Genomic DNA, 24,853 nt, shown 5'->3' with positions numbered 1-24,853 from the left:
TGTTTTGCTGCTTACGATGCCCAACATAACCGGTTTTTGCCCTGTTGTTTGGCCTGGTACAGCATGTCATCGGCTGGTTTGATGGCTGCTTCCAGTGGTTGCTCCTTAGCAGGCATACAGCTGACACCTCCTGCACTCAGCGTGATGATGTCGCTGACCGGGGAGTAGTCATGGCGGATTTGCAAATCAGTGACCTGTTGCAAGCTCTGCTCAATCAGCTGACGACTGCCTTCTTCTGAACTTTCAGGCAACAGAATGACAAACTCTTCACCACCATAACGGGCGATAAAGTCATTGGGCCGCTTCAGGCTTTCTTTAAGAGTGTTGGCGACCTGATGCAGTATTTTGTCACCTGCTGCGTGGCCGTAATGGTCGTTGTATTCTTTAAAATGATCAATATCCAGCATCACGATGCTTAGCGGGCTTTGCTGTCGCACCGCACTGCGCCAGAACAGATCAAGCACCTGGGCGTATTTACGGCGGTTAGCGATACCGGTCAGAGGATCGATGTGGGCCAACTGCTCCAACATCCGCCGTTGCCTGGCCAATTGCAAATGCAAACGTACCCTTGCCTGCACAATGGCGGTATGAAACGGCTTGTAAATGTAGTCACAGGCGCCCAGGTGCAAGCCTTGTTCTTCGTGACTGCTGTCATTTAAGGCGGTAATAAAGATGACTGGAATGCTGCTGGTCTGACTTTGATGCTTCAGTGTTTTAATCAGCTCGAAACCACTGATATCCGGCATTAATACATCGAGCAAAATCAAATCGGGGTGGTAGTCAATGGCTTTACGCAAACCTTGCTCGGCGGATTGTGCCAGTATGACATCGACATCCTGGCGCAGGATATCCCCGAGGATTTTCAGGTTGGTTTTTTGATCGTCAATAATCAAGACGCGTTGTCTGCACGTGGCTGCTTGACTCATCATTCCAATCACATCCTTGTTATTCAGCTTGCAGTTGCTTGAGCAAAGCCTCGAGTTGCTCGCAGGCCTGTTCAAATTCAACATTGGCTACAGTATGGCTTAGTTCGGCTAGCTTTGCAGCAAAATCAGATGCCTCGCATAACGGCTTCAGTCGTTCAAGCAGTTGCTCTGCAGCAAAGTCGGATTGTTGCAACAGTGGCAGAAGTTGCTGAAGCTCACGTTTCAGTTCTGTCTTGCTGATCTGCTGCTGCGGTTGCGGCTCAATCTGCTGCAGTTTAGAGCGAAGCAGGGATAAGAGCTGCTCGAGTTGTAACACCAGGGCTGGCAGTTCAGCGTGTTCAGCAGGTGGGTGCCGTAGTTGATTTTCGAGCTCACTGCATTGGCTTGCGATACCAAAGGCACCGATGTAAGCAGCCGCTGCTTTTAAGGAGTGCATTTCCCGTAACAAGGCATCAACGTCCTGATGTTGGAGCAGGTGATGCAATTTATCTGGCAAGTCTTTATGCTCATTATAAAAAATATGCAGCAGGCTAGGGTAGATACTCGCTTGAGGCCTCAGATTCTGTCGTGCTTTCTGTTCATCCAGCAGCGGTTCTTGGTCGCTGGTTTCTGTGGTCACTGGCTCGTTGCTGCTGGAGTTGGACGTGTCTTGCACAGAGGAATGAGGTGTTATCAGTCTGGCACCCAGGTAGTTTTGTAACGTCTGGTACAGTTTTTCCAATTCAATGGGTTTGGTCAGGTGGTCATTCATACCAGCAGCCAGGCTTTTTTCAATATCATCGGCTAAAGCATGCGCTGTCATGGCAATCACCGGCAAAGATGTAAGCTTTAATTCCTGGCGTATTTTCCGGCAGGCTGTTAAGCCATCCATTCGAGGCATCTGAATGTCCATCAGAACCAGATCGTAGCGATGCTGTTTCAGGAGATGCAAGGCGGCTAAACCATCTTCCGCGCAGTCGATGTGCGCTTGGGTATCCTGCAAAAAGCCAAGGGCAACCTGGCGGTTTATCAGGTGATCCTCCACCAGCAACAGACGCTTCTGGCTGAGATCCGGTACCAGATACGACTCGGATGGTTTGTGTTCGCTGCCATCTGTTTGCTGCTGGTAAAGCAGAGGGCTGATGGCATCCAGCAGCATGGAGTAATTGACCGGTTTTTCCAGGAACTGCTCAATCTGCACATCCGTCATACTGGCTTTCGCCTGCGCTTTGTCGTAAGCAGACACCATCAGAATATGGGGGCTACGTGAGCCAAGCCGCTTTTGAATGCTGCGCGCTGTTTCAATGCCATCCATACCGGGCATGCGCCAGTCCATCAGGATAAAGTCATAGGCTGCATGATTGGCTTCGGCTTTTTCTATGCGCTCAATGGCATCCATGCCGTTGCTGCATTGCTCAGCTTGCACTCCCAGCTCATCCAATTGCTTCAGCAAGACCATTCGCGTCAGCGCCATATCGTCTACGACTAAGGCTTTTAGCTGACGTTTAGCCAGCGCTTTGTGTTTCTGGCTGGGTTGTGTGGCAGCCGCCTGCAGCTCAATGGTGAAGTAAAACGTGGTACCGTAACCAGCCTCACTTTCGACCCAGATCTCGCCTTGCATCAGCTCGCACAATTGTTTGCAGATGGTTAAACCGAGGCCAGAGCCACCGTATTTACGGGTCACGGACTCATCCGCCTGATGGAAGGATTGAAACAGTTTCTGTTGCTGTTGCATGGTCATACCAATACCTGTATCGGTGACTGAACCATGCAGCTTGTAACGTCCTTCCGGTTGGCGGTTGCCGTGTAACATCAGGCAGACAGAGCCGGTATCAGTAAACTTGATGGCATTATTTAACAAATTCACCAATAACTGCTGGACCCGCAACGAGTCACCAATCAGTTCAACCGGAATTTCGGCGGATAAATCCGATACCAGCTCCAGTCCTTTGCTATGGGCTTTGAGAGCGGTCATGTTAATGGCTTGCTGCACCACCTGACTCAGTGAGAAACGTGCTTTTTCCAGCGTTAATTTACCGGCTTCGACTTTGGAAAAATCCAGAATGTCGTTGATAAGACTCAGCAACATCTCGCCGGAACCACGAATTTTTTTCAGGTAATCCTGTTGCTCCGGCTCCTGACAGTTTTTGCTGGCCAGTCGACTCAAACCAATCACCGCATTAATTGGTGTGCGTATTTCATGACTCATTCTGGCCAGAAAAGCGGACTTGGCTTCGGTAGCGGCTTCAGCCCGTATTTTTGCCTGAGCCAGCTCGCGGGTACGGCCGGCAATTTTCTGTTCCAGATTTCTATTGGCTTCCAGCAATTGCTGCGATAGACGGGTATTCTCAAACAAAATGGCCGTTTGGTTGGCCAGCAGTTGCAGTACCTTGATACGCTCTTGCTGAAAGGCACCGCTCAACTTTTGGTGTTGCAGGTAAAGCAGGCCCCGAAAGCTATCATTGACTACGATTGGGATACAAAGAACGGAGCTTGGCGGGGCGGGCATGGCTGCAAAAAAGTGACTCTGGCGGGTATCATTGATCAAGCGGCTTTTTTTGCTGCGCTGCACCAAACTCAACAGCTTTTCGGGCAACTGTGGCGGCTCTGCCATGGTGCATGCTTGCAGCTGCAACTGCTCTTTATCTGTTCGCATCAACAAACAGGCATCTTCGGCACCGGCATTTTCAGCCATCAACTGCAGCATCCGCAGTAAAAAAGCATTCAGATCTACCCGGCCGGTCAGGGTTTCTGCCGCTTTCAATACGGATGCCAAATCCAACTGCTGATTGACCTGGCTTTCACGGTGAGACTGCAATAAAGGGTGTTGATTCAGCTCGGGGTATTTTTGTTGCAGTTGCTCAGCTTTAGCCGGGCACTGCCAGCTAAGGTAGCTGCGGGTAGCCGCAGCCCGGTGTGAAAGGGCATAGGCAGCTTGTTGTTGCCCTTGCCAATACGCAGCAGCCCGTTCGTGAGCCAGCGCCAGGTGTTGGATAAACCCCTGCTGCTCAGCCGCTGCGATAGCTTGCTGATACAGCTGCCAAGCCGCTGGTTGATTCATCAACGCGGCTTGCTCGGCTTGCAATAACAACACCTTATGTTGAAAATTCTCCGGGCATTGCCTGGCCCAGTTCTGCAGTTTTTCCAGGCTCTCTTGCAGCCGTTGTTGCCAAATCTGCAATGGGTCATCAGAGGCTGCCTGTAGCTGCCTGGCCGCGGTTAATCCCCGGAAAAAATAGAACTCAGTTTGATGGTACAACGCCAATGCCACATCAACTAACGGCTCTGCTTGTTGCAGGTGCTCCGCTTCCTGACCCGTTTCAAACCAGTAAGCGTGCATCAGTTTTAAGAGGTGGTAACAAAACAGCAGGGTCACATTGTGTGGCTGTTGCAGCTCGGCTAACTGGGTAGACTCCCGGAAGGACTCGCCTTCCAGCAAGTGGCCGCTGTCTGCAGGCCCTTGCAGAGTCAGAATGGACTGATGCCATAACTGACAAAAGAGCAAGTTGTATGGGAATTGTTTTTCTGTCAAAAATTGGATGCTTTGCTCGCCGAAGCGATGAACGTCATGGAGCGGTTGACCACTCAGAGCCCGGTAGAAGCTGGCAAAAAGCACCGAGTGGGCCGCGTACTCGAGTTGCCCATCCTTTAAACCAAGTTGCTGACTTTCATCCAAAGCAGCCAGCGAGCTGGCCAGTGAAACATTCCAGGGTAAAACCGCTGCTGCACGTTGAAAATGCAGCTGAGCCCTGAATTTACCGCTAAAACCTGCATCGACTTGCAGCGCCAGATCAGCAAACTCCAGGGCTTTGTCGTACTGACCAAACAGAGCAATCAAATGCATGGCATGACCGAGATAGCCAAGCGCTGATGCATTGCTATGGCCTTGCCGCAGGCTGATGGCCATCAGCTGATAGCTCACGGTCATGTAATGGAGCGGACTGATAATGTACGCCACGGTGAACAACATGCCGAGAATTTCCATGATTTGAAGCTGCAGTGGCTCTGTGACTTCGGTTTGTTGCAGCAAGCCCTGGATATGGTCAGCATCGTATTCCTGCAGCAGCTGGGGATACTGTTGCACCACGCTTTCGTCAATACCAATATGCACACCAACGGTCTCTAGTTGTTGGCTGGCCAGCTGATAGGCTTCGTGTAGCTGGTTCTTTGCAAACAAAATCAGTATTTGTTGTTGGCAGTTTTCCAGACGCTGCACCGGATCCTGGCAGATGGTGGCTAGCAGCTGGCAATTGTCCCAAGCCAGCTCATACTGCTGCGTCAGGTAGGCACTTCGAGCCAGTGCAAGTAGTATCTTTGTTTGCAAAAGCTGGTTGGATGTTTGCTGCAACAGATCCTTGGCTTGTTGCAACAAACGCTGCGCGCTGTGATAGGCATTGCTGGCAAGTGCTTTTTGACCAGCCAGCAGATTGAGCTCAGCAAGACGAGTGGCAGGACAATGCTCAAGGCTGAGCGGCAAAGCTGCATTAAAATGATGAATGTAACTCAGAACGTCGGCGTCTTGCTGTGCTGCGGATAATTTACCGTATTGATGCAGGGCAATCTGCAAGTTCAGTTGCTGCAAGGTGACTTGATCACTGAGCTGAAATGCCGCTTGCTGCAGGCGATCATGCGCAAAACGGATCGCATCCAATGTTTTGCCATCCGCTGTGGTATACGCAATCAGTATGCCGCTGTTAATGGCCTCGGAAAGCTGCTGCTCCAGTTCCGATAGACCAAGCTCAGCCAGTTCAGCCAGTTGAGGGACACTGGCACTTTCACCCAAGAGTGCGATCCATTGAAATAAACGCTGGATTTTAGTTGGATAACGGGACAAACGCTCGGATGTAATGGCTGCATGGTTGTCGGTAATGTTTAACTGCGCAATGGCTCTGCTGTCCCAATGCCAGCCAGCAGTCTCGTTGTATTGTAGTAGTTGCGTTTCGTGCAGCTTTTGCATCAGCTGTTTGAGATAGAAAGGGTTGCCGCTGGTTTTTTGCAACAACAACTCAGCCAAAGGCGAAACCTGTTCTGTACTGGTTTGGAGGGTATCAGCCAACAAGTGCAAAATAGCCTGAGCGGATAACGGGGTTAGCTCCAGTTGGTGTTGAACCATCGGGCTGCGGGTAAGTGCTTCCAGTGTGAAGCTTAAGGGATGCTGCTCCTGCACCTCATTATCACGATAACTGAGTAGCAATAACAGTCGTTGCTGGTCGTGCTCGCAGGCCAGTTGTTCCAGCCAGCGCAGCGTCGCCCGATCCGCCCACTGCAGATCATCCAGAAATAATATCACCGTATAGCCCTGGCTGGCAACGACCTGCAGCAAGCGGTAAGTCAGTTGATCAAAGCGTCTTAGCTCGGTGTTGCCGCTATTGCTTGCCGTGGCTTTAGGACCAGCTTGCAGGATTGGTTGCCATTCAGGAGCCAGCTCGCACAACAGGTAGGCGTCCTCTCCGGCCGCTTGTTGCAGTTGGTGGCGCCAACGTTGCAAAGCATCCGTTGGCTCTTGCAAAATAGCTTCGGCCAGCTGTGCCAAAGCAGCACTTAACGCCGAGTAAAAACGACTCTGCAGGTATTGATCTTGTTTGCCCTGGATAAAAAAGCTTTTACTGCCCAAGGTTTTCGGGGGCAATTGCTCAATCAGGCTGGTTTTACCAGAGCCCGAATAGCCGCGTACCACCACCAGTTGGCTGCCTGCACCGCTGCTGGCTTCATGAAACGCTTGCTCCAGGGTTTCCAGATCTTGCTCGCGTTCATAAAGGTGTTCCGGAAAGAGCAAACGTTGCATGCCCTGATAAAGCGCTGGCTCGAATGGGCTTTGTTCATTGTAGGGCTCAAGGCAGCGCTCAAAGTCAGCCAGGACAGCGGTGACTGATTGATAACGTTGGTTAGGATCCTTTTGCAGCAAGGCCTGTATAATCTGCTGTAAGCGAGCATCCCTGGCTGTGTGGTGTTCGGTGAGCGGGGGAGGGGCTTTGGCAATATGGGCATGAATTAATGCAAGTGCATCTTGCTGGGTAAACGGAAAGTCACCAGCCAAGAGGGCATAAGCCAACACTCCAAGGCTGTATAAATCAGCCCGCTGATCCAACGGGCAGTTAATCCGGCCGCTTGCCTCAGGGGCCAGTGTCTGCAAGCTTTGCAACGCAAGTGTTGTTTTACTCAAGCCAGGTCGGACGGTTTGGATGGTTGAGGCCTGTGGGCAATGCAGCAGTAGCACCTGACTGGCATCGTCGGACCAATACAGCGCCACAGCATTCAGCTCGCGCAAAATATAGCCGGCTTGATGGGCTTTTTGCAGCAGCTGAGATAGGCTGATGATGGCATTCAACCCTCTGATCTGACCTTGCTGAATGCGCTGTTGCAACTGGCTAAAGCTCAGAGGGTATGCTGTGGCTGATAGTACCAGATAACGCCAATGATCGTCGGTAAAGGCCGCGATGACAGGAGCAACAAAGTCGGGTCGTTCAGCTTGCTGCTGGTTGACGAAGGCTTTGGGGTGTTGCAGCAAAAACACTTTGCCAAGTTGTGGGTGTTCGGCAACGAAAAGCCGATATTCTGAACCTAAGGGTGCCAGCTCATTGATAGGACTGAATTCAGCAAGTTGGTGCATCGGTCTCTGCCTTTAACCTCATCAGCCTAAGCTTAATCCTATTCATGCAAACAATAAAGTGCAGCAGACAGATTGCATGGTCAGCTGGCATTATCGTTTGAGTTGTAAACAAGACTCCGATACTATTTCACGAATAACTTAAATGCCCGTTTGTCGCAGGGGTAGCGACAGCAAACAGACTGTGCTGGGATGCATCGAAGTCAGGAAATTATGATGATAACTCGCCTTTCTGCAACGGCAGTGGCTGTTGCGATGGTTTGTTTTGGCCCCGCCGTTTTGGCTGCTCAAGCCGCAACTGCGCCTACCGATAATACCACTACCGATGAGGTGGAACGCATTGAGGTGTTCGCGCAGCGCCGCAGCCAGGATGTGCACGATGTCTCGGTGGCTGTCAGCCTGATTGATGGCGATTATCTGCAGCAACGCCAGATTAAAGATGCCGTCGAGCTGGCCGCTTTGGTACCGAATTTTATTGCCAGCCAGGCAGCTGCCGAAGGCACTACACCAGCGTTTACCCTGCGCGGTGTTGGTATGTTCGATTACAACACCTCGACCATCTCACCGATTGCCATATACAGCGATGAGGTAGTCAGTGGCGGTGCAAATTTTCTGACCGGTCAGCTGTTCGACCTGGAGCGGGTAGAGGTGTTGCGTGGCCCGCAGGGCACTTTGTTTGGTCGTAATACCACCGGTGGTGCTGTGCTGTTGCGATCACGCCTGCCAGAGCATGAGTTTTCTGGCTATATCCGTGCCAGTGCGGCCGAGCAGCAAAGTTACCGTGTGCAAGGGGCGGTCAATGCCCCTGTCAGTGAGAACACCGCAGCCCGTTTTGCTTTTAATTGGCAGGATTACCAATACAGCATGACCAATCTGTTTCCCGGCGCTGATGGCGGTGGGATGGAGCAGGCCAGCTTCCGCTTGCTGCTAAGCAGTGAGTGGCAAGGCTGGTCGCTGCTGTGGCGTTTGCATTCCGAGCATTGGTCCGGTCAGCCCAAGCCGGTCTACAGTGCCGGTGTTTTCCGCGATCTGGCCACTGGGGAGCGCTGCAGTCCGGCCGAAGTGGGCAGCCGCGACTGCGTGGATAACTTTGGTTTTGCGGTGCCAAGTGATGATTACTGGACTACCAGTGCTAATACCGGAGACAAACGCAACCGAACCGACAGCTGGGGCACCAGTTTGCAGCTGGAGCGTGCTTTATCGGATAGCGTCAGCATGAAGTCGATCACGGCCTACAAAAGCTTTAACCGTTTTCACTCCTGGGATGCTGATGGACCGGGCCAGTTTATTGAAGGCATATTGGGTTCGGATAACGAGTTTTTCAGTCAGGAAGTCACCTGGTTCTGGCAGCAGCCAGAGCGCTTTTGGACTGCCGGTTTGTTTTACCTGAATGAGCGGCTGGTGCAAAACAATGAGCTGGATTTATTCCGTGATTTCAGGGCGGTACCAGAGCTTGCAGCGGTGCCTGCTACTTTCATTTATCGTAACCGTTTGCGCAATGAAGCCATAGCGGCTTATGCCCAACTAGAGCAACAACTTTCCAGTGACTGGCAGCTCACCGCGGGAGTGCGTTTGACCGATGAACAAACCCGCTATCATGCCAATGCCGATCTGGATACCGTGGCGTTTTACCTGGATGATTTTTGGGATCTGACCGGTAAAGTCTCGGATACCGAGTGGACCGGTAAGCTGGCGCTGATCCAGCGGCTGAACCAACGGCACAGCCTGTATTACAGTTATTCGCGCGGTTATAAAAGTGGTGGCTACAATGCTGGTTTTTCTTCCAGTCCCGAAGAAGCGGTCGACTCAGCCTATGATCCAGAATACCTGCACGCCTGGGAGCTGGGCAGTCGCTGGCGCTCGAACGATGCCAGTTTATTCTGGGATCTGGCGCTGTTTTACTACGATTACCGCGATCAGCAGACCTTCGTCAATATCAGCAGTGGCACAGCGCCTTACCATGTACTGAAAAATGCCGGTGATGGCCGGATTGCCGGACTTGAGTCCGACTGGCGTTACCGGCCGACAGCCAAGACGGAGCTGCAGCTCAGTGTCGGCTATATTCCGCTGGCCAAATTGGGTGAGTACCAACAGGGCGATGTTTTTGTGGCTGATACCCGCTTGCCCTTTACCCCGAAATGGACCATTGGAGCCAGTATTGAGCAACAACTGGTGTTGGCGGAGCAAGCGCTTCACTGGCAGTTGGGGGTTCGCTACCAATCGGCTATTTATTTCGATCAATACCAAGATCCCTATGCCCGCCAGGATGGTTATGCCCTTTGGCATGGCCGGCTGGGCTGGCAGCTCAGCTCTGATTTGGAGCTGGCTTTGTGGGGAAAAAACCTGTTTAATCAGAAATATGCAGAGCTGAAGTTTGACTCTGTAGCTGCGTTGGGGGCCTACACACAGCTGCGTGGTGAAGCAAGGCAGCTTGGCATTGAGCTAAGTTACCAGTTCTGAGCTGTGCGCCAAGCTCCCTAAACCATGATAATAAAGGGAGCTTCAATGCGTATTCAATTACTCTGGCCTATTCTGGCCACTCTGCTGGTCCCCTTGGCAGTGGCTTGGTTTGTTTACCCGGAGCACTTGCCGCCGGGTTTTGGCGTCTTTCCACCGCAATTCCAGGGCGAGGCGCCAGGCTTTAATGCTTGGGTATTTTTACTGGTTGCCGCTGGTGCCGTTTTTATCAGCGCACTGGTACTTTGGCCCAAAGTCTTTGGTTTTAAAGGGGCGACACCTGGCCCTGCTGCGACGAAAAAGCCATTGCCCTGGTGGTTCTGGGCTGGCGCTGTGGTCACCCTGTTTTTCTGGTGGTTGATGTGGTCGCATTCCACCTTGTTTGGCAATCTGGTGTACTGGTCTTTTACCCCGCTGTGGTGGGGCTTTATTTTTGTGCTGGATGGCCTGGTATATCACCGTAATAATGGCAATTCGCTGTTTTCCCGCCAGCCCAAGTTGTTGGCCATAGCTGGTTTGGTGTCTATCGTCGGTTGGGTATACTTTGAGTTTTTCGATTATTTTGTGTTGGAAAACTGGTACTACCCGCATACGGCGGCAGCACCCTGGTCGCAGCAACTGCTAAGCTTCGAGTTTCTGCTCACCTACAGCACGGTGACGCCGGTGTTATTTCAATGGTATTGCCTGCTCAATACCTTTCCGAAACTGGTTGCCCGTTACCAGAATGGCCCTAAGATGCCGCTAAATGCCAATGTGCTGATTGGTCTTGGTCTTTTGCTGTTGGCAGCGATGGTGATCTGGCCTTATCCGCTGTTCTGGGTAGTGTGGATAGGTCCCTTTCTGGTGCTGATCGGTTGTTTGCAGCGCCTGAACATCTGGACGCCTTTTACCGATATCGCCAAGGGCAACTGGACTGCTGGAGTGCTGATTGCGGTATCGTCGATGCTCAATGGTTTGTTTTGGGAGTTCTGGAATTTTGGCAGCAATTACTTTGTTACCGACAGCATCACCAATCCGAATTACTGGGTCTATGACATTCCTTATCTGAATGTGATCCATCTGTTTTCGGAAATGCCATTGCTGGGTTATTTTGGCTATTTGCCTTTTGGCGTGATTGTCTGGCTGTTTTTTATCTGGAGTGGCAAGCTGTTTGGTTTTGAGGCCGATATTCAGCTGAACAAGACCGACAGTTAGCGCGATAAATTCTGCAACTCGCCCAGCGTCATGCTACTGCTGTGCTGACGAATCTGGCTTAGCAGCAACTGGGCGCAGGCAAAGGCATCGGCCAGTGCATGATGCTGGGGGGCCTTGGGCAACTTGTGCCGCTCCAGGCAGCTGCTAAGGCGCAGCATATCCCGGGTCAGTACTTTGCCTTTGTTGTGGAGGCGTTGCCATTCAATTTTCAGTGTATCAATGGCTTTAAATTTCGGGCTGCGGCCAAAGCAGCGCTCACAGGCCATGGTTAAAAACGCCAGGTCCATCTGGGCATGGTGCGCCACCAGCACATAGCCCGGGTAGGTTTGCAGCAGCAACCTCATTAGCTCGCACAGCTCGATGCCGGTTGTTAATTGATGATCGTGGACACCGTGGATCACGGCGCTCTGGCCGACCCCAACCGGTGACTTCACCAGGTAATGGGCGCTGTCGCCCAGCATGATTTCCTGGCGGCGAATCGGTACCCAGCCGGCACTGATGATGTGATCTTTTTTGGCGTCGAGCCCGGTTAGTTCCAAATCCAGCACCAGAAAATTGACCTCAGACAAGGACGTTTTCGGTGAAGGCAGTGGGCTATTCTCATAGTTGCGTACGATTTCATTGATCGGTAGCGGAGGATTTTTAAACCAGCCAAACATTCTCAGAGCTCCCTACAAAAACGATATTTCATCTGGCTCTGCGCCTGATTGATTACTTCAAACACATCTTTGAGCTGATGCCGCTGCAGACCGGATAACACAGCTGGGTCCAGCAGGTTCGATGCCTCATGGCCTTGTGAAATATCGTGCTGATGCTTGTCCCAGCGCAGCTGCGCCAGTACATCGAAAGCGTCCAGCAGGTTCTGGCTGTCTTTGGCATCCATCACTTTTTGCTGCGCCAGTTGGATCAAGCGCTGTCGGGTATTGATGGCACTGATGCCCTTGCTTAAGCTGTAGATGCGGGCCATATCGGTTATCAGGATCAGACCGCGCTTTTTTAAATCCAGGCCTTTTTTCTGTTTGCCATCGCGCTCCAGCGTGAAGGTTTTGAAAAAGCCGAGCGGTGGCGTGCCTTTGAGTGCATTGTGGCTTAAATGGTACAGGAACACGGCTTTGTCTTTGGTGCGGGCCAGGATGTCCTGCTGCAGCGCATTAAACAGGCTTTTGCTGCCATAAATCGGCCGTAAATCGAAAAAGATACTGGATTTGAGCAAAGCCTCCTGGGTTGGCGTTTGGATCCAACGGGCAAACTGTTTCGACCAGCCCTTTAAGCTAAGGCGAAGCTCCGGGTTGCTGGCCATGATATTGCCAGGGCAGTAGACAATGCCGCATTCATTCAAACCATCGCAGACAATTTTAGCCAGTTGCTCAAAGTAGGCTGCTACCTCACCTTCCGGTTCTTTTTCCAACAAGAGGGCATTGTCCTGATCGGCATTTAAGCCTTGCTCCATCCTGGCCTGGGAGCCAAACCCCAGCCAGGTAAAGACGCATGGGGCAGGCCCCAGGCGTTTCAGAGCCAGTTTAATCCAGCTTTGGGTCAGTGCATCGGTAACTGTGGTCAGTACATGGCTGGCTTCATGGGCCGGTACCTGCTGGTTGCTCAGGCTTTGGCTTAAATGCAAAATCTGGCTGGCACACTGCAAAATTCCTTCTTCTGTGTGTTGCCGGTGTATTTCACCAATCAGATACACCGGGTGATCTTGTTGCGCCCGGATCACATCGGTCGCGGTGATCATGCCAAAAAGATGCTCGTCCCTGAGCACGGGCAAATGGTGAATGTTGTGCTGGCTCATCAGCTGCACAGCTTCAAATAAGTAGGCATGTAAATCGATGGTGTGTGGCTTGCTGGTCATGACGTCACTGACAGGGCTATCTGCAGCCAGTGCTTCTGCCACCACCCGGCTGCGGAGATCCCGGTCGGTGATAATGCCCACCAGTTTGTTGTTTTGCTCCACGAGCAAGGACGACACCCGTTGTTCGGTCATCTGAGCTGCGGCTTGCTGCACCGTTGCATCCGGGCTGATACTGACTTTGCGGGCTTTAGCGACATCGCTGATTTTTAAAGTGAAACGATTGGTCGATTGGGCTTTGTACTGATGCAAGCGGCGACCAAACAGTCGCTGGAAAAACAGCTCAATGTTTTTAAACTGATAGCGAATTTGCTGAAAGCCTTCGGCGGTCAGCCAGTACACCAGGCCGTCTTCATCACAGAGCAGGGTGTCCTGATCGCTTAAATCGGTGAGTAATTGCTGATAGCCATAAAAATCGCCACTTTGCAGCTTGGTCAGCAATTGTTGCTGATCGCTGTACAGTGAAAAAACACCGGTGCGCACTATCATCAGCCGGTTGCTATCGGTATTGACTTCTTCACCAGCACGGAAGTAATACACCGACATCTGCCGTGCCAGCACCTGCAATTGATCAGCATCCAACTGATCAAAAGGGGTGGTTTCGGCCAGAAATTTGGTAACTTCAGTGACTTCCATCGTGTGCCTGCAATGACTTCTATCCGTTTACTAATCTAGCAACGGACCAGCCAGGGCGCCAGACGACTTTAGTCGAACAGTTGAAGTCGAACAGCTAAGCCGTTACCCGGAAAAAAGCTTCAGGATGGCAACTCCTTAGCGACAGGCCTGCAGCAGGGGATCATTCGGTTCCAGCCGGTACCAGTCATTGGCTACAGTCTCCCCCGGCGCTGGTAGCTGCAACTGGCCATGTTCATCTGCCCGGGCTTGTTGGCCGCAGTGAATGATGGTGGTGACAGCAATCGCCGACATGCGCCGCTCAAAGAAATACAGCGGCAACCGCACCAGCTCAGGATTAATCTGGTTCACATCGGCCCGGGTAAAGTCAGCGGCGACAAAACGCAGGGTTTGCGGAAAGACATAACTCCACGGCCGCCAAAAAGCGGTTTGCTCGCTGCTGCGCACGACTTCAACGCCAGCAGGAAGTAAACTCTTTTGATGATCGAACCAGGTGTATTCTGAGTAGATTTGAAACGCTATCATACCAACACCGGCCGAGACCGGGATCCACCAACGGGCCAATCGCCCCCGGCTGATCCAGCGGGCGGATAACGCCAGGCCTGCTGCGCCAAGACCGGCAAATACTGTGGCAACCAATTCCCAAAACATAGATACCTCGTGGATAAAAAAGGGCTTTCCTGTCGGAAAGCCCGTTTAGTTTACACAACTCTGCCAAACATTACAGAGTGAGTGTGCTTAGTGACCCGTAGCGACACCGGCACCACGCGGGAAGCGTACGCTTTCCACCAGGTCCTGAATTTCTTGCGGTGGCTCTTCCGTCATCGCAGAGACTGCGAAAGCAACGGCAAAGTTGATCATAGCACCGACAGCACCGAACGACAGCGGGGAGATACCTAATACCCAGTTGGCTTCCACATTGGCGAAGGTGGCTGTGCCAGGGATAAAGAACCAGCCCAGGTACAGGAAGATGTAGACCACTGTGCTGATTAAACCCGCCAGCATACCGGCAATAGCGCCTTTGCTGTTGACCCGCTTGGAGAAGATCCCCATCATCAGTGCCGGGAAGATGGACGCTGCCGCGATACCAAAGGCCAGTGCTACCACCTGCGCCGCGAAGCCAGGCGGATTCATACCGAGCCAGGTAGCAACCACAATGGCGACCCCCATCGATATCCGTGCGGCCAGCAGTTCGCCTTTGTCACTGATGTTCGGGTTGATGGAGCCCTTGATCAGGTCGTGACTGACGGCTGAGGATATCGCCAGCAACAAGCCTGCCGCAGTGGATAACGCGGCTGCCAGACCACCCGCTGCAATCAGACCAATGACCCAGCCTGGCAGGTTGGCAATCTCAGGATTGGCCAGTACCAGGATGTCGTTGTTCACGGTCAGCTCATTGCCTGCCCAGCCACGTGCATCAGCCGTTTCCTGGAATGCTGGTACATCGTTGTACAGCTGGATACGTCCATCACCGTTTTTGTCATTAAAGCGGATCAGGCCAGTGTTTTCCCAGGTGCGGATCCAGTCCGGACGCTCATCGTAATGGATGGCTTCAGCGGTTGGGCCGGCCGGGTAAATGGTGGTCAGCAAGTTCAACCGTGCCATGGAAGCAACTGCTGGTGCAGTCAGATACAGCAGGGCAATAAATACCAGCGCCCAGCCAGCAGACCAGCGTGCATCCGCTACTTTGGGCACGGTGAAAAAGCGAATGATCACGTGTGGTAAGCCAGCGGTACCAATCATCAACGACAGGGTGAATAACACCATGTTCAGTTTGTTGCTGACATCGGCAGTGTAATCCTGGAAGCCCAGCTCACGGACCACTTCATCCAGCTTTTGCAGCAATGGCATGCCAGACTCGGTATGGGTGGAGAACAGGCCCAGTGGTGGAATAGGGTTACCGGTCAGTTGCAGTGAAATAAACACCGCAGGAATAGTGTAAGCGATGATCAGCACCACGTATTGCGCCACCTGGGTGTAGGTGATGCCTTTCATGCCGCCCATTACCGCGTACATAAAGACCACTACCGCAGCGATCAGCAGGCCGGTATCATTTTCCACTTCCAAAAAGCGCGAAAACGCCACACCGGCACCGGTCATCTGGCCGATAACGTAGGTGACCGACGCGATAATCAAACAAGCGACAGCTACTAAGCGGGCACCAGTGCTGTAAAAGCGATCACCGATAAAATCCGGTACAGTAAACTTACCGAATTTGCGTAAGTACGGCGCCAGCAACATGGCGAGCAGCACGTAGCCACCGGTCCAGCCCATCAGGAAGCTGGAGTTGGCGTAACCACCGGCAGCAATCAGGCCTGCCATGGAAATAAAGGACGCTGCAGACATCCAGTCGGCGGCGGTTGCCATACCGTTGGTGATGGGATTCACACCACCACCGGCCACGTAGAACTCTTTGGTAGAGCCGGCACGTGCCCAGATGGCGATACCAATATAAAGCGCAAAAGATGCGCCGACGAAAATTAAGTTAATGGCAAACTGGCTCATGACTTACTCCTCGTCCAGGCCGAATTCTTTATCCAGCTTGTTCATTCTCCAGGCGTAGAAGAAGATCAAGGCGATAAAGGTGAGAATGGACCCTTGCTGGGCAAACCAAAAACCCAGATCAGTGCCACCGATTGCAATTCCGCTCAGTAACGGGCGGAGTAAGATACCGAAGCCGTAGGATACCAGCGCCCATATCGCCAGGCTGATCCAAATCAGCTTGAGATTGGCCTTCCAGTACGCAGCGGCATTTTTTTTATGCTCTACCATGGTTGTGCTCCCATTGTTGTCTTTTTGTTCACTTCCGATCCGTTTTAATCTAGCAGCGGCCAGAAATAGCGAAAGCCCGACTTTAGTCGAAGCAACCCAGGCAAATGGTTGACTTTGGCCGGTGTTCGGCCAAAAGTAACAACAGAAAAATAAACTGGAGGGCGGCTAGTGGCAGCCTGGACCATAGCATTACTGGCGTTGTTGTATGTAGGCGGCTTGTTTTGGATCGCCAACTGGGGTGAGCGGCATGCCGACGATCGTCTGATACGAAAGTATGGGGGCTTAATTTATAGCCTGGCATTGGCGGTGTATTGCACCTCCTGGACTTATTATGGGGCTGTTGGCACCGCTGTGACTCAGGGCTGGGATTACATTCCGATTTATCTGGGCCCAATTTTGCTGTTTGTATTCGCCCAGCCGTTTTTATTCAAACTGTTGTATGTGGCGAAAAAACACAACGTCACTTCCATTGCCGACTTTATTTCCTCCCGCTATGGCAAACGCCGCAATATAGCGCTGTTGGTTGCTTTGTTGTGCCTGGTGGTGGTAATTCCTTATATTTCCTTGCAATTAAAAGCCGTTGCCAGCTCCTATCAGGTATTGCTGGGACAGGATTTTAGTGTCGGCACTGTCGCCTGGTATCAGGACAGTGCTTTGCTGAGTGCTGTGGCGATGGCTTTTTTTGCCATTTTATTTGGTACCCGCAAGGTGCATCTGACTGAGCAAAACCGCGGCGTGATGGTGGCCATTGCTTTTGAGTCGGTGGTGAAGCTCTTTGCCTTATTGCTGTTGGCCGGAGTGGTCTATGTGTTTTTCCTCGATACCGATCGCTCGGCCTTACAGCACTTTGTCAGCCACGCCAATGAGCAGCAACAGCAACATGCCGGCACTGGCTGGGTTGGCTTTCTGACCAAAACCCTGCTGGCAACAGCAGCGGTCTTTTTGCTACCACGCCAATTTCATGTCGCCTTTGTCGAAAATGTCTCCAACCAACACCTGCGCCATGCCAGACGCTGGTTCTCCGGTTATCTGTTGATGGTCACTCTGGTGGTGATCCCCATTGCTGTGGCCGGCATGCTGATGTTCCCGGAGCGTTTGAGTGAAGCCGATAGCTTTGTGCTGCTGATCCCGGCTTCTTCCGGCATGGATACTTTAAGTGCGCTGGTATTTATTGGTGGTTTTTCTGCGGCAACCTCGATGATTATCATTGCCACGCTGGCGCTCAGTACCATGATCAGTAACGATGTGGTATTGCCTGGCTTGTTGCGCCGGGCCAAACGCCAGGGTATGCAGCATGATTACAGTTTACTGCTGTTATTGGTACGGCGCAGCATGATCGTCCTGGTGATGGCTTTGTCCTGGCTGTACTACGTGTTTTTTGCCCGTAATTACGATCTGGCCGAAACCGGTCTGCTGGCCTTTGCGCTGACTATTCAGCTGGCACCAGCTGTGGTGGGGGGGCTGTACTGGCGCCATGGCAATGCCCGTGGGGTCTACGCCGGCCTTGGTGTCGGCTTTGCGCTCTGGTTCTATACCCTGATGTTGCCACAGCTGGTCGGCGCCGGCGTGATACGTACCGACATCATGGCCAATGGCCCCTTTGGCCTGGGCTGGCTGCATCCACAAGCGATGTTTGGCCTGCAAACGGATAGTTTAAGCCATGGCGTGTTCTGGTCACTGGGCCTGAATAGTCTGGCCTTTGTGCTGGTATCCTTGTTGACACGGGTGCCACTAAAAGATCGTTTGCAGGCAGTGGCTTTTGTGAAGCCCAACCTGCCAATTGATCATCAGGACACGCCGGCGCGGCGTATTAAAATTCGTAACTCGGATTTACGTACCTTGCTGGAGCGCTTTGTTGGCCAGCAGAGAGCCTTGGAGTGTTTGCAGGAGTTTGGCCGCCGTCAGCAGCAGGAGCTGGACCCGGATGATCAACCCAGTGTACGTCTGGTCGAGCATGTCGAACGGGAGCTGGCCGGGGTCATCGGAGCGTCTTCGGCTTCCACTATGGTCAATGCTGTGTTGGAAGGCAAACAGCTGGGTTTTGAGGATGTGGTCACCTTGTTTGATGACACCACCCAAGCTATTCAGTTTTCGCGTAAAATTCTGTTTTCTACCCTGGAGCATTTAAGCCAGGGGGTGAGTGTAGTTGACCGTGATTTGAATCTGGTGGCCTGGAATAAAGCTTACCTGGAGATGTTCGATTATCCGGATGGCATGGTGCGGGTAGGCCGGCCAGTGGCGGATATTGTGCGGCTGAATGCTGAGCGAGGCTTGTGTGGCAAAGGCGATATTGAAGATCACGTCAATAAACGCATTCAGCACATGCAAAATGGCACCCAGCATGTATTCCAGCGGGTGCGGCCGGATGGCAAAGTGATTGAGATGCGGGGCAATCCAATCCCGGGTGGTGGTTTTGTTACCAGCTTTACCGATATCACCGATCATGTTCAGGCGGTACAGGCGCTGGCTGAGGCCAAGCAGCACCTGGAGCAGCGGGTGCAGGAGCGGACGCAGACCATCAGCGAGATGAACCAGGAGTTGCTGGCCGAAGTGGAGCGCCGCAAATTGACCGAGCAGCAATTGCTGCAGGCCAAAGCGGAAGCTGAAGCAGCTAACGCTTCAAAAACCCGCTTTTTGGCACTGGCCAGCCATGACATTTTACAACCACTGAATGCCGCGCGCTTATTTACCGCTGCCTTATCCGGCCGGCACGACGACCAACAGCACCAGCACATCGTGCAACAGCTGGATAACTCGCTAAAAGCGACTGAAGAGCTGATATCTACCTTGCTGGAAATCGCCAAGCTGGATGATGGCAAATTGCAACCTTCGGTGCAGCCGGTGGCTTTAGGGGAGCTGCTGTCAAATCTCGCCGATGAATACAGTTTACTGGCCAAGCAAAAAGGCTTGCAGCTCAAAGTTCGTAGCCAGGATGTGCAGGTACTGAGTGATGCTACCTATCTGCGCCGTATTGTGCAAAACATGCTGTCCAATGCCATCAAGTACACACCAAAAGGCAAGGTATTACTGAGCTGCCGGTTGCGCGGCGAACAATTGTTGTTGCAGGTTTGGGATACCGGCCCAGGCATTGCTGAGCCTGATCTGGCCCGGATCTTTGATGACTTTTACCGGATTGATGCTACGGCCAAAGGCCAGCAAGGGGTTGGCCTTGGTCTTGCCGTGGTGCACCGTATGGCACGGGTGCTGGGCCATAGGGTCACGGTGCATTCACGGCCAGGTCATGGCACTGTCTTTAGCCTGACATTGCCATTGCTGCTGACTCAAATGACCAGACCGGTCGAGGAGCTCAGCCGGCCGCGCAGTGCTTTAGCTGGGCTTAAGGTGATTTGTGTCGATGACGATGCCACCAACCTGGAAGCGCTCAAGGTTCTGTTGCAGCAGTGGCAGATAGAGCAGGTAGAGGGGTTTTATGATGAACAAAGTCTGCTGGCGTTTGCGGCAGAGCACCCGGCGCCGGATGTGCTGTTGATAGATTATCAACTGGGGCAGAACAGCAATGGCCTGGATTTGTATCAGCAGTTGCAGGTGTACTGGCAGCATGTGCCTGGTATCCTGGTTTCAGCTTCACCACAGGCTGATCTGGCCAGACAGGCGCAGCGGTTGGGTTTATTGTTTTTGGCCAAGCCGATAAAACCAGCGGCCTTGCGTGCCAGCCTGAATCAAATCAATTTGCTAAAAAGGCAGACTGCTGAATGATTCGGCAGCTGGTTTCTGATGCCTCTGTTCCGGTTGGTATTCAGTGCCAGGATCATGCATACTCTAGGGCAATACACCTTGCTAGCAGTATGTTTTTTGACGGATTTCTCAGGTGCAACCAGGAATTACCACAGGCGATCGCAGCTTCCAGTTCGGTGACGGCATATTCACCACCATCCGGGTCCGCGCGGGGGTGGCTGAGTTTTGGCCTCAGCATCTGGCACGGTTGCAACAAGGCGTGCTGCGCCTTGGCATGACCGAGCCGGATTGGCAGCAGCTCACTGAGCAGGTGAAGCAAGCCATTTCTGCACCGGAGCAAGTGCTTAAGGTGGTGTTATCTCGCGGCCACGCCGGTCGGGGCTATAGCCCGCTGGGGGTTGCAGGCCCGGATATCTATATCAATACGGCTGCTTTACCAGATTACACGCAGCAACAGCAACAGGGAATCCGTCTTGGGTTGGCCAGATTGCAGCTTGGCTGTCAGCCTTTGCTGGCGGGCCTGAAGCACAACAACCGGCTGGAACAGGTTTTACTAAAGCAAGAGCTGGCGACTACCGACTGGGATGATCTGCTGGTGCTGGATCAGCGTGGTTTTGTCACCGAGGCTATTGCTGCCAATGTATTTTTTTACCGGGCCGGGCGCTGGCTGACGCCAGCGCTTGACCAGGCCGGTGTAGCCGGTGTGATGCGTCAGGTTTTGCTGGAGCAATTGCAGGCAGAACAAGTCCAGTGGACATTGGATGAATTGCAGGGGATCGAAGCTTTGTTCTGCTGCAATGCGCTTTGTGGAGTACTGCCAGTTCACACTTTTTTAGATAAGTCACTGCAGCTGACCCCGGTGCAGCAGGTGCAACAGGAGCTCGCATGCTACGTCGCTTAGTGATATTGGCTTTATCCTTACTGTTTCTTGGCTCTGTACTTATTTACAATAAAATGCAGCAATTGGCAGTGCAGCCATTGCAGCTGACGGACAGGTTATTCACCGTGCCAGCTGGCGCTTCTGCGCTGGGTTTATGCCGGCAGTGGCAGCGACAGCAATTGCTGGATGAACAAGATTGTCATTTGCTGCGGCTCACCATCTGGCTGCAGCCTGAGTTATCTGCAGTGCGGGCTGGTACCTACCGGGTAACCGCCGATTTATCGTTGGTGCAACTGCTTGAGCTGTTTGTGCGGGGGGAGGTGGCTCAGTTTGCCTTTACCTGGCGTGAAGGGGAAACGTTGCAACAAACCCTGGAGCGCTTACAGCAAGCGGACTACCTGCAGTACGATCTCGACGAAGAGTCGCTGCTGCAGCTGTTACGCTGGCCGGAAGAGTGGGGGGTGTCACCGGAGGTAGCTGAAGGACTGTTCTTTCCGGAAACCTATTATTACACCGCCAATAGCCGGGCCAGCCAGTTACTGAGCCGCGCTCATCAGAGCTTGCTGCAACAGCTGGAAGCAAGCTGGCATCTGCGCAGCTTGGATCACCCGCTTGAAAACCCCTATGAACTGTTAATCTTGGCCTCCATCATTGAGAAAGAAGCTGGCCATGAACCGGAGAAGCCATTGGTGAGCTCAGTGTTTGTGAATCGCTTACGCAGCAATATGCGGTTACAGACTGATCCAACGGTGATTTACGGGCTGGAAAACTTCAGTGGCCGCATTACCCGGGCAGACTTGAATAACCCGCACCCATACAATACCTACCGGCATCACGGTTTACCGCCCGGGCCTATCGCTTCGGTCAGCCGTAGTTCGTTGCGGGCGGCAGCAGAGCCAGCTGAAACCACCTTGTATTATTTTGTCAGCCGGGGGGATGGTACCCATGTATTTTCCGAGACACTGCAAGAACACAATGCGGCAGTTCGGCGTTATATTTTAGGACAAAACAATGACTGAGAAAGGCCGATTTTTGGTGGTAGAAGGCCTGGAAGGGGCAGGCAAGAGCACCGCTGTTGCTACCGTCCGGCAATGGCTAGAAGCAAGGCAGCTGCAAGTGGTGTGTACCCGTGAGCCTGGTGGCACGCCTCTGGCAGAACAAATCCGTACTCTGGTGAAGCAAGTGCATGAAGAGCAACTGACGGCGGAAGCCGAGCTGTTACTGATGTATGCAGCCCGGGTGCAGCTGCTGCGCAATGTGATAGAACCGGCTTTGGCTGCTGGTCACTGGGTATTGGCAGACCGGCATGACATGTCATCCCGCGCTTATCAAGGCGGAGGCCGGCAGTTGGACCACAAGCTGATTGATGGCATCCGCCAGGCGGTGCTTGGCAATTGCAGGCCTGATTTCACCTTGTATCTGGATATTGATGCGGCCATTGGGTTGGCCAGGGCTCAGGCGCGTGGTGAACTGGACCGTATAGAGCAAGAGCAACTGGCTTTTTTTCAGCGAACCCGTCAGGTCTACCTGCAGATTGCGGCCAGTGAGCCTGGGATCGTGGTGATTGATGCCTCCAGGCCCTTAGCTGAAGTACAACACAGCATTGTGGCGGCACTGGATGCCTACTGGGAGCAAGGCCATGCTGCCCTGGCTTGAAAGCCGTTATCAGCAATTGACTGCTTTGCACCAGCAGCAAAGTTTTCCGCATGCTATTTTGTTCAGTGGCAATCGAGGCCTTGGCAAGCAGACGCTGGCCAAAACTGTGGCTGAATTTTTACTGTGTCATTCTGAGCAGCAACCAAAGCCGTGCGGTCAGTGCAAAGCCTGTCACTTATTTCAGGCAGGGCATCACCCGGATTACTGGCAAGCAGCCGAAGCAGAAGGGCGTATTGGTGTCGACAGTATCCGTCAATTAAGTCGCTTTTTCCACGAGCATGCCCAACAAGGCGGGGCCCGGGTTGCGGTGTTGCCCCAGGCGGAGCGGATGACGGAAGCGGCTGCCAATGCCTTGCTAAAAACACTGGAAGAGCCGCCGCGTGGTGGCTATTTACTGCTTACCAGCGATCAGCCTCAACTGCTGTTGCCAACCATTCTCAGCCGGTGCCAGCAATGGCCGCTTGCTGTTGCAGAGGTGAGGCAAGCTGAGCTCTGGTTGCAGGCGCAAACTGAACAGGTTTTACCTGACTTTTTGCGACCGCTTATTAGCTCCGCACCATTGGAGGCATTACAGTGGCTGCAGCAGGGATCTGTAGAGCAAGCGTCTGACATCCTGTTGCAGTTGGAGTATTATGTGCTAGATAAAGCAAGCTTGCCGCAAACTGTGCAAATGGCCATGAAATCAGCACAGTTGCCGATGCTGCTCAGCTGGTTTGTGCGCGAGCGTTTACCCAGGCTGGGAGGGTATCAACCACAGCGTTATTGGCAGTTGTTGCAAAGCTTTCAGCATTGGTGTCGTGACGAACAACAGCTTTTAGGGCAAAATAAACAACTGGCACTGACGGCTTTGCTGATTGAGCTAAAGCGGATCATGGCTTAAATCGAGGTGGACAATGGAAGAAATCCCACTGGATTTTATGGATATCAAAGAGTTGTATCGTTGTTACATGCCGTTTCTAAAGCAGGGCGGGCTGTTCGTTCGCACGGCAAAAACCTACAAAATGGGTCAGTCGCTGGCGCTTAGTGTAACACTGCCTGATGCACTGGAGGCCATTCTGGTGACTGGTAAAGTGGCCTGGATCACACCTCATGGTGCGCAGAACTCCAGCCCGGCTGGTGTTGGGGTGGCTTTTATTGATGATAAGCACCATCTGAATGAGCAAATTACCAAATTGGTAGCTGGCTTACAGGCCAGTCAGGAAATTACTTATACCCTTTAATTGTGACAGGATCTGTTGTGTTTGTAGACTCGCATTGCCATCTGGACCGTCTGGAGTGGGATAAATTAAAGCTTGAGCTGCCGGATGTGATAGCCAAGGCGCAGCAAGCTGGTGTTGAGCATTTATTGTGTGTTTCCGTCAGCCTGGATGAGTTCGAGGCCATGGCAGAATTGGTCGCTCCCTATCCGATGGTGTCTGTATCCTGTGGAGAGCACCCGCTGCATCAAAGTCATGCACTGGACCCAGAGCTTTTATTGTCTCTGTGCCAACGGCAAGATGTTGTGGCTGTTGGAGAGACCGGGCTGGACTACTTTTATGCACCCGACAGTAAAAAGTCGCAGCAGGAGGCTTTTATACAGCACTTGCAAGTCGGTTGTCAGTTACGCAAGCCTGTGATCATCCATACCCGCGATGCCCGGGCCGATACTCTGGCACTGATGCGTTCTGAGCAGGCTCATCAGGCTGGTGGGGTGTTGCATTGCTTTACTGAAAGTTGGGACATGGCGAAGGCTGCTCTTGATATGGGGTTTTATATTTCTATTTCCGGCATTATGACCTTTAAGAATGCCGTTGAACTGCGTGAGGTGGTGAAAAAAATCCCATTGGATGCACTTTTGATTGAAACCGACTCCCCGTATCTGGCACCGGTACCACACCGAGGAAAAACCAATCAGCCCGCTTATGTGGCCGATGTTGCTGCTGCCATTGCTGATGTCAAAGGGCTTTCTATTGAGCAACTGGCTCAGCAAACCACAGCTAATTTTTATCGTTTATTCACAGGCTGCGCGGCAAAAAAACACTAAAAAAAAGGCCCAGAACTAATCCTGTTCTGGGCTCAGGGGAATGGCTCATCGGGAATGAGCCGTGCGCTATCGAAAACAATGTCCAGGGAGAAACTGTTTTCAAGTGTAGTAACTTTGAGTGCTTTTTTCCTGCTTGGTTCCAACGTGCATCTGGCTAGCTTTCAGGAACTTTGTCCCCAGC

16 protein-coding genes are annotated in these 24,853 nt (G+C 52.5%); 9 read left to right on the top strand and 7 right to left on the bottom strand.

The annotated features are described in order from the left end of the window. Window positions 1-11: 11 nt before the first annotated feature. Window positions 12-929 (bottom strand): GGDEF domain-containing response regulator, encoded by a 918-nt coding sequence (locus tag QWY20_RS08230; protein ID WP_330128541.1) that lies wholly within the window; start codon window positions 927-929, stop codon window positions 12-14. A gap of 16 nt (window positions 930-945) precedes the next feature. After that, a complete protein-coding gene (locus QWY20_RS08225) occupies window positions 946-7,515 on the bottom strand; it encodes a response regulator (protein ID WP_330128540.1) in 6,570 nt (2,189 codons plus the stop codon). Window positions 7,516-7,725: 210 nt separating this feature from the next. Here QWY20_RS08225 and QWY20_RS08220 point away from each other — a divergent pair, with 210 nt between their 5' ends. Next, window positions 7,726-9,972, top strand: a complete 2,247-nt coding sequence (locus QWY20_RS08220; RefSeq protein WP_330128539.1) for a TonB-dependent receptor — start codon at window positions 7,726-7,728, stop codon at window positions 9,970-9,972. A 45-nt stretch (window positions 9,973-10,017) separates the two neighbouring features. Then, window positions 10,018-11,163: a mechanosensitive ion channel protein MscS gene (locus QWY20_RS08215; RefSeq protein ID WP_330128538.1), complete on the top strand. Its 1,146-nt coding sequence runs from the start codon at window positions 10,018-10,020 to the stop codon at window positions 11,161-11,163. On the opposite strand, the gene QWY20_RS08210 is transcribed toward QWY20_RS08215, so the two are convergent. From QWY20_RS08210 to QWY20_RS08190, 5 genes are all read right to left on the bottom strand, one after another. Continuing rightward, window positions 11,160-11,822, bottom strand: coding sequence for a 3'-5' exonuclease (locus QWY20_RS08210; RefSeq protein ID WP_330128537.1), 663 nt, complete (start codon window positions 11,820-11,822; stop codon window positions 11,160-11,162). The two genes, QWY20_RS08215 and QWY20_RS08210, sit on opposite strands and share 4 nt — an antisense overlap. Window positions 11,823-11,824: 2 nt before the next feature. Continuing rightward, window positions 11,825-13,648 (bottom strand): putative nucleotidyltransferase substrate binding domain-containing protein, encoded by a 1,824-nt coding sequence (locus tag QWY20_RS08205; RefSeq protein WP_330128536.1) that lies wholly within the window; start codon window positions 13,646-13,648, stop codon window positions 11,825-11,827. Window positions 13,649-13,783: 135 nt separating this feature from the next. Further along, complete coding sequence (locus tag QWY20_RS08200; protein ID WP_330128535.1) at window positions 13,784-14,296, bottom strand: hypothetical protein; 513 nt, start codon at window positions 14,294-14,296, stop codon at window positions 13,784-13,786. A gap of 87 nt (window positions 14,297-14,383) precedes the next feature. Beyond that, complete coding sequence (locus QWY20_RS08195; protein ID WP_330128534.1) at window positions 14,384-16,150, bottom strand: sodium:solute symporter family protein; 1,767 nt, start codon at window positions 16,148-16,150, stop codon at window positions 14,384-14,386. A 3-nt stretch (window positions 16,151-16,153) separates the two neighbouring features. Beyond that, window positions 16,154-16,417 carry a DUF4212 domain-containing protein gene (locus QWY20_RS08190; RefSeq protein WP_330128533.1) on the bottom strand — a complete coding sequence of 88 codons (264 nt, stop codon included), beginning with the start codon at window positions 16,415-16,417 and terminating at the stop codon, window positions 16,154-16,156. 168 nt (window positions 16,418-16,585) lie between these two features. Between QWY20_RS08190 and QWY20_RS08185 the strand changes: the two genes are divergently transcribed. The 7 genes from QWY20_RS08185 to QWY20_RS08155 all read left to right on the top strand — a co-directional run bounded on the left by QWY20_RS08185 (window position 16,586) and on the right by QWY20_RS08155 (window position 24,672). Continuing rightward, window positions 16,586-20,134: a PAS domain-containing hybrid sensor histidine kinase/response regulator gene (locus QWY20_RS08185; protein WP_330128532.1), complete on the top strand. Its 3,549-nt coding sequence runs from the start codon at window positions 16,586-16,588 to the stop codon at window positions 20,132-20,134. A gap of 112 nt (window positions 20,135-20,246) precedes the next feature. After that, complete coding sequence (pabC, locus tag QWY20_RS08180; protein WP_330128531.1) at window positions 20,247-21,014, top strand: aminodeoxychorismate lyase; 768 nt, start codon at window positions 20,247-20,249, stop codon at window positions 21,012-21,014. After that, on the top strand, window positions 20,999-22,012 hold the full coding sequence (gene mltG / locus QWY20_RS08175; protein ID WP_330128530.1) for an endolytic transglycosylase MltG: 1,014 nt from the start codon (window positions 20,999-21,001) through the stop codon (window positions 22,010-22,012). The genes pabC and mltG overlap by 16 nt, the downstream gene beginning before the upstream one ends. Beyond that, window positions 22,005-22,649 (top strand): dTMP kinase, encoded by a 645-nt coding sequence (gene tmk, locus QWY20_RS08170; RefSeq protein ID WP_330128529.1) that lies wholly within the window; start codon window positions 22,005-22,007, stop codon window positions 22,647-22,649. The genes mltG and tmk overlap by 8 nt, the downstream gene beginning before the upstream one ends. Further along, the gene (gene holB, locus QWY20_RS08165; RefSeq protein ID WP_330128528.1) at window positions 22,633-23,529 is read left to right on the top strand and encodes a DNA polymerase III subunit delta'; all 897 of its coding nucleotides are present in this window, start codon (window positions 22,633-22,635) and stop codon (window positions 23,527-23,529) included. The genes tmk and holB overlap by 17 nt, the downstream gene beginning before the upstream one ends. Before the next feature lie 13 nt (window positions 23,530-23,542). Further along, entirely contained in the window at window positions 23,543-23,869 is a 327-nt protein-coding gene (locus QWY20_RS08160) for a PilZ domain-containing protein (protein ID WP_330128527.1), read from the top strand. A 17-nt stretch (window positions 23,870-23,886) separates the two neighbouring features. Continuing rightward, complete coding sequence (locus QWY20_RS08155; RefSeq protein WP_330128526.1) at window positions 23,887-24,672, top strand: TatD family hydrolase; 786 nt, start codon at window positions 23,887-23,889, stop codon at window positions 24,670-24,672. Window positions 24,673-24,853 lie beyond the last annotated feature (181 nt).

This window comes from Alkalimonas cellulosilytica (assembly GCF_036325985.1).
In the GTDB taxonomy this organism is placed as follows: Bacteria; Pseudomonadota; Gammaproteobacteria; order Enterobacterales; family Alteromonadaceae; genus Alkalimonas; species Alkalimonas cellulosilytica.
The sequence above is the reverse complement of the archived record's forward strand: the minus strand, read 5'-3'. Positions and strand labels throughout refer to the sequence as shown.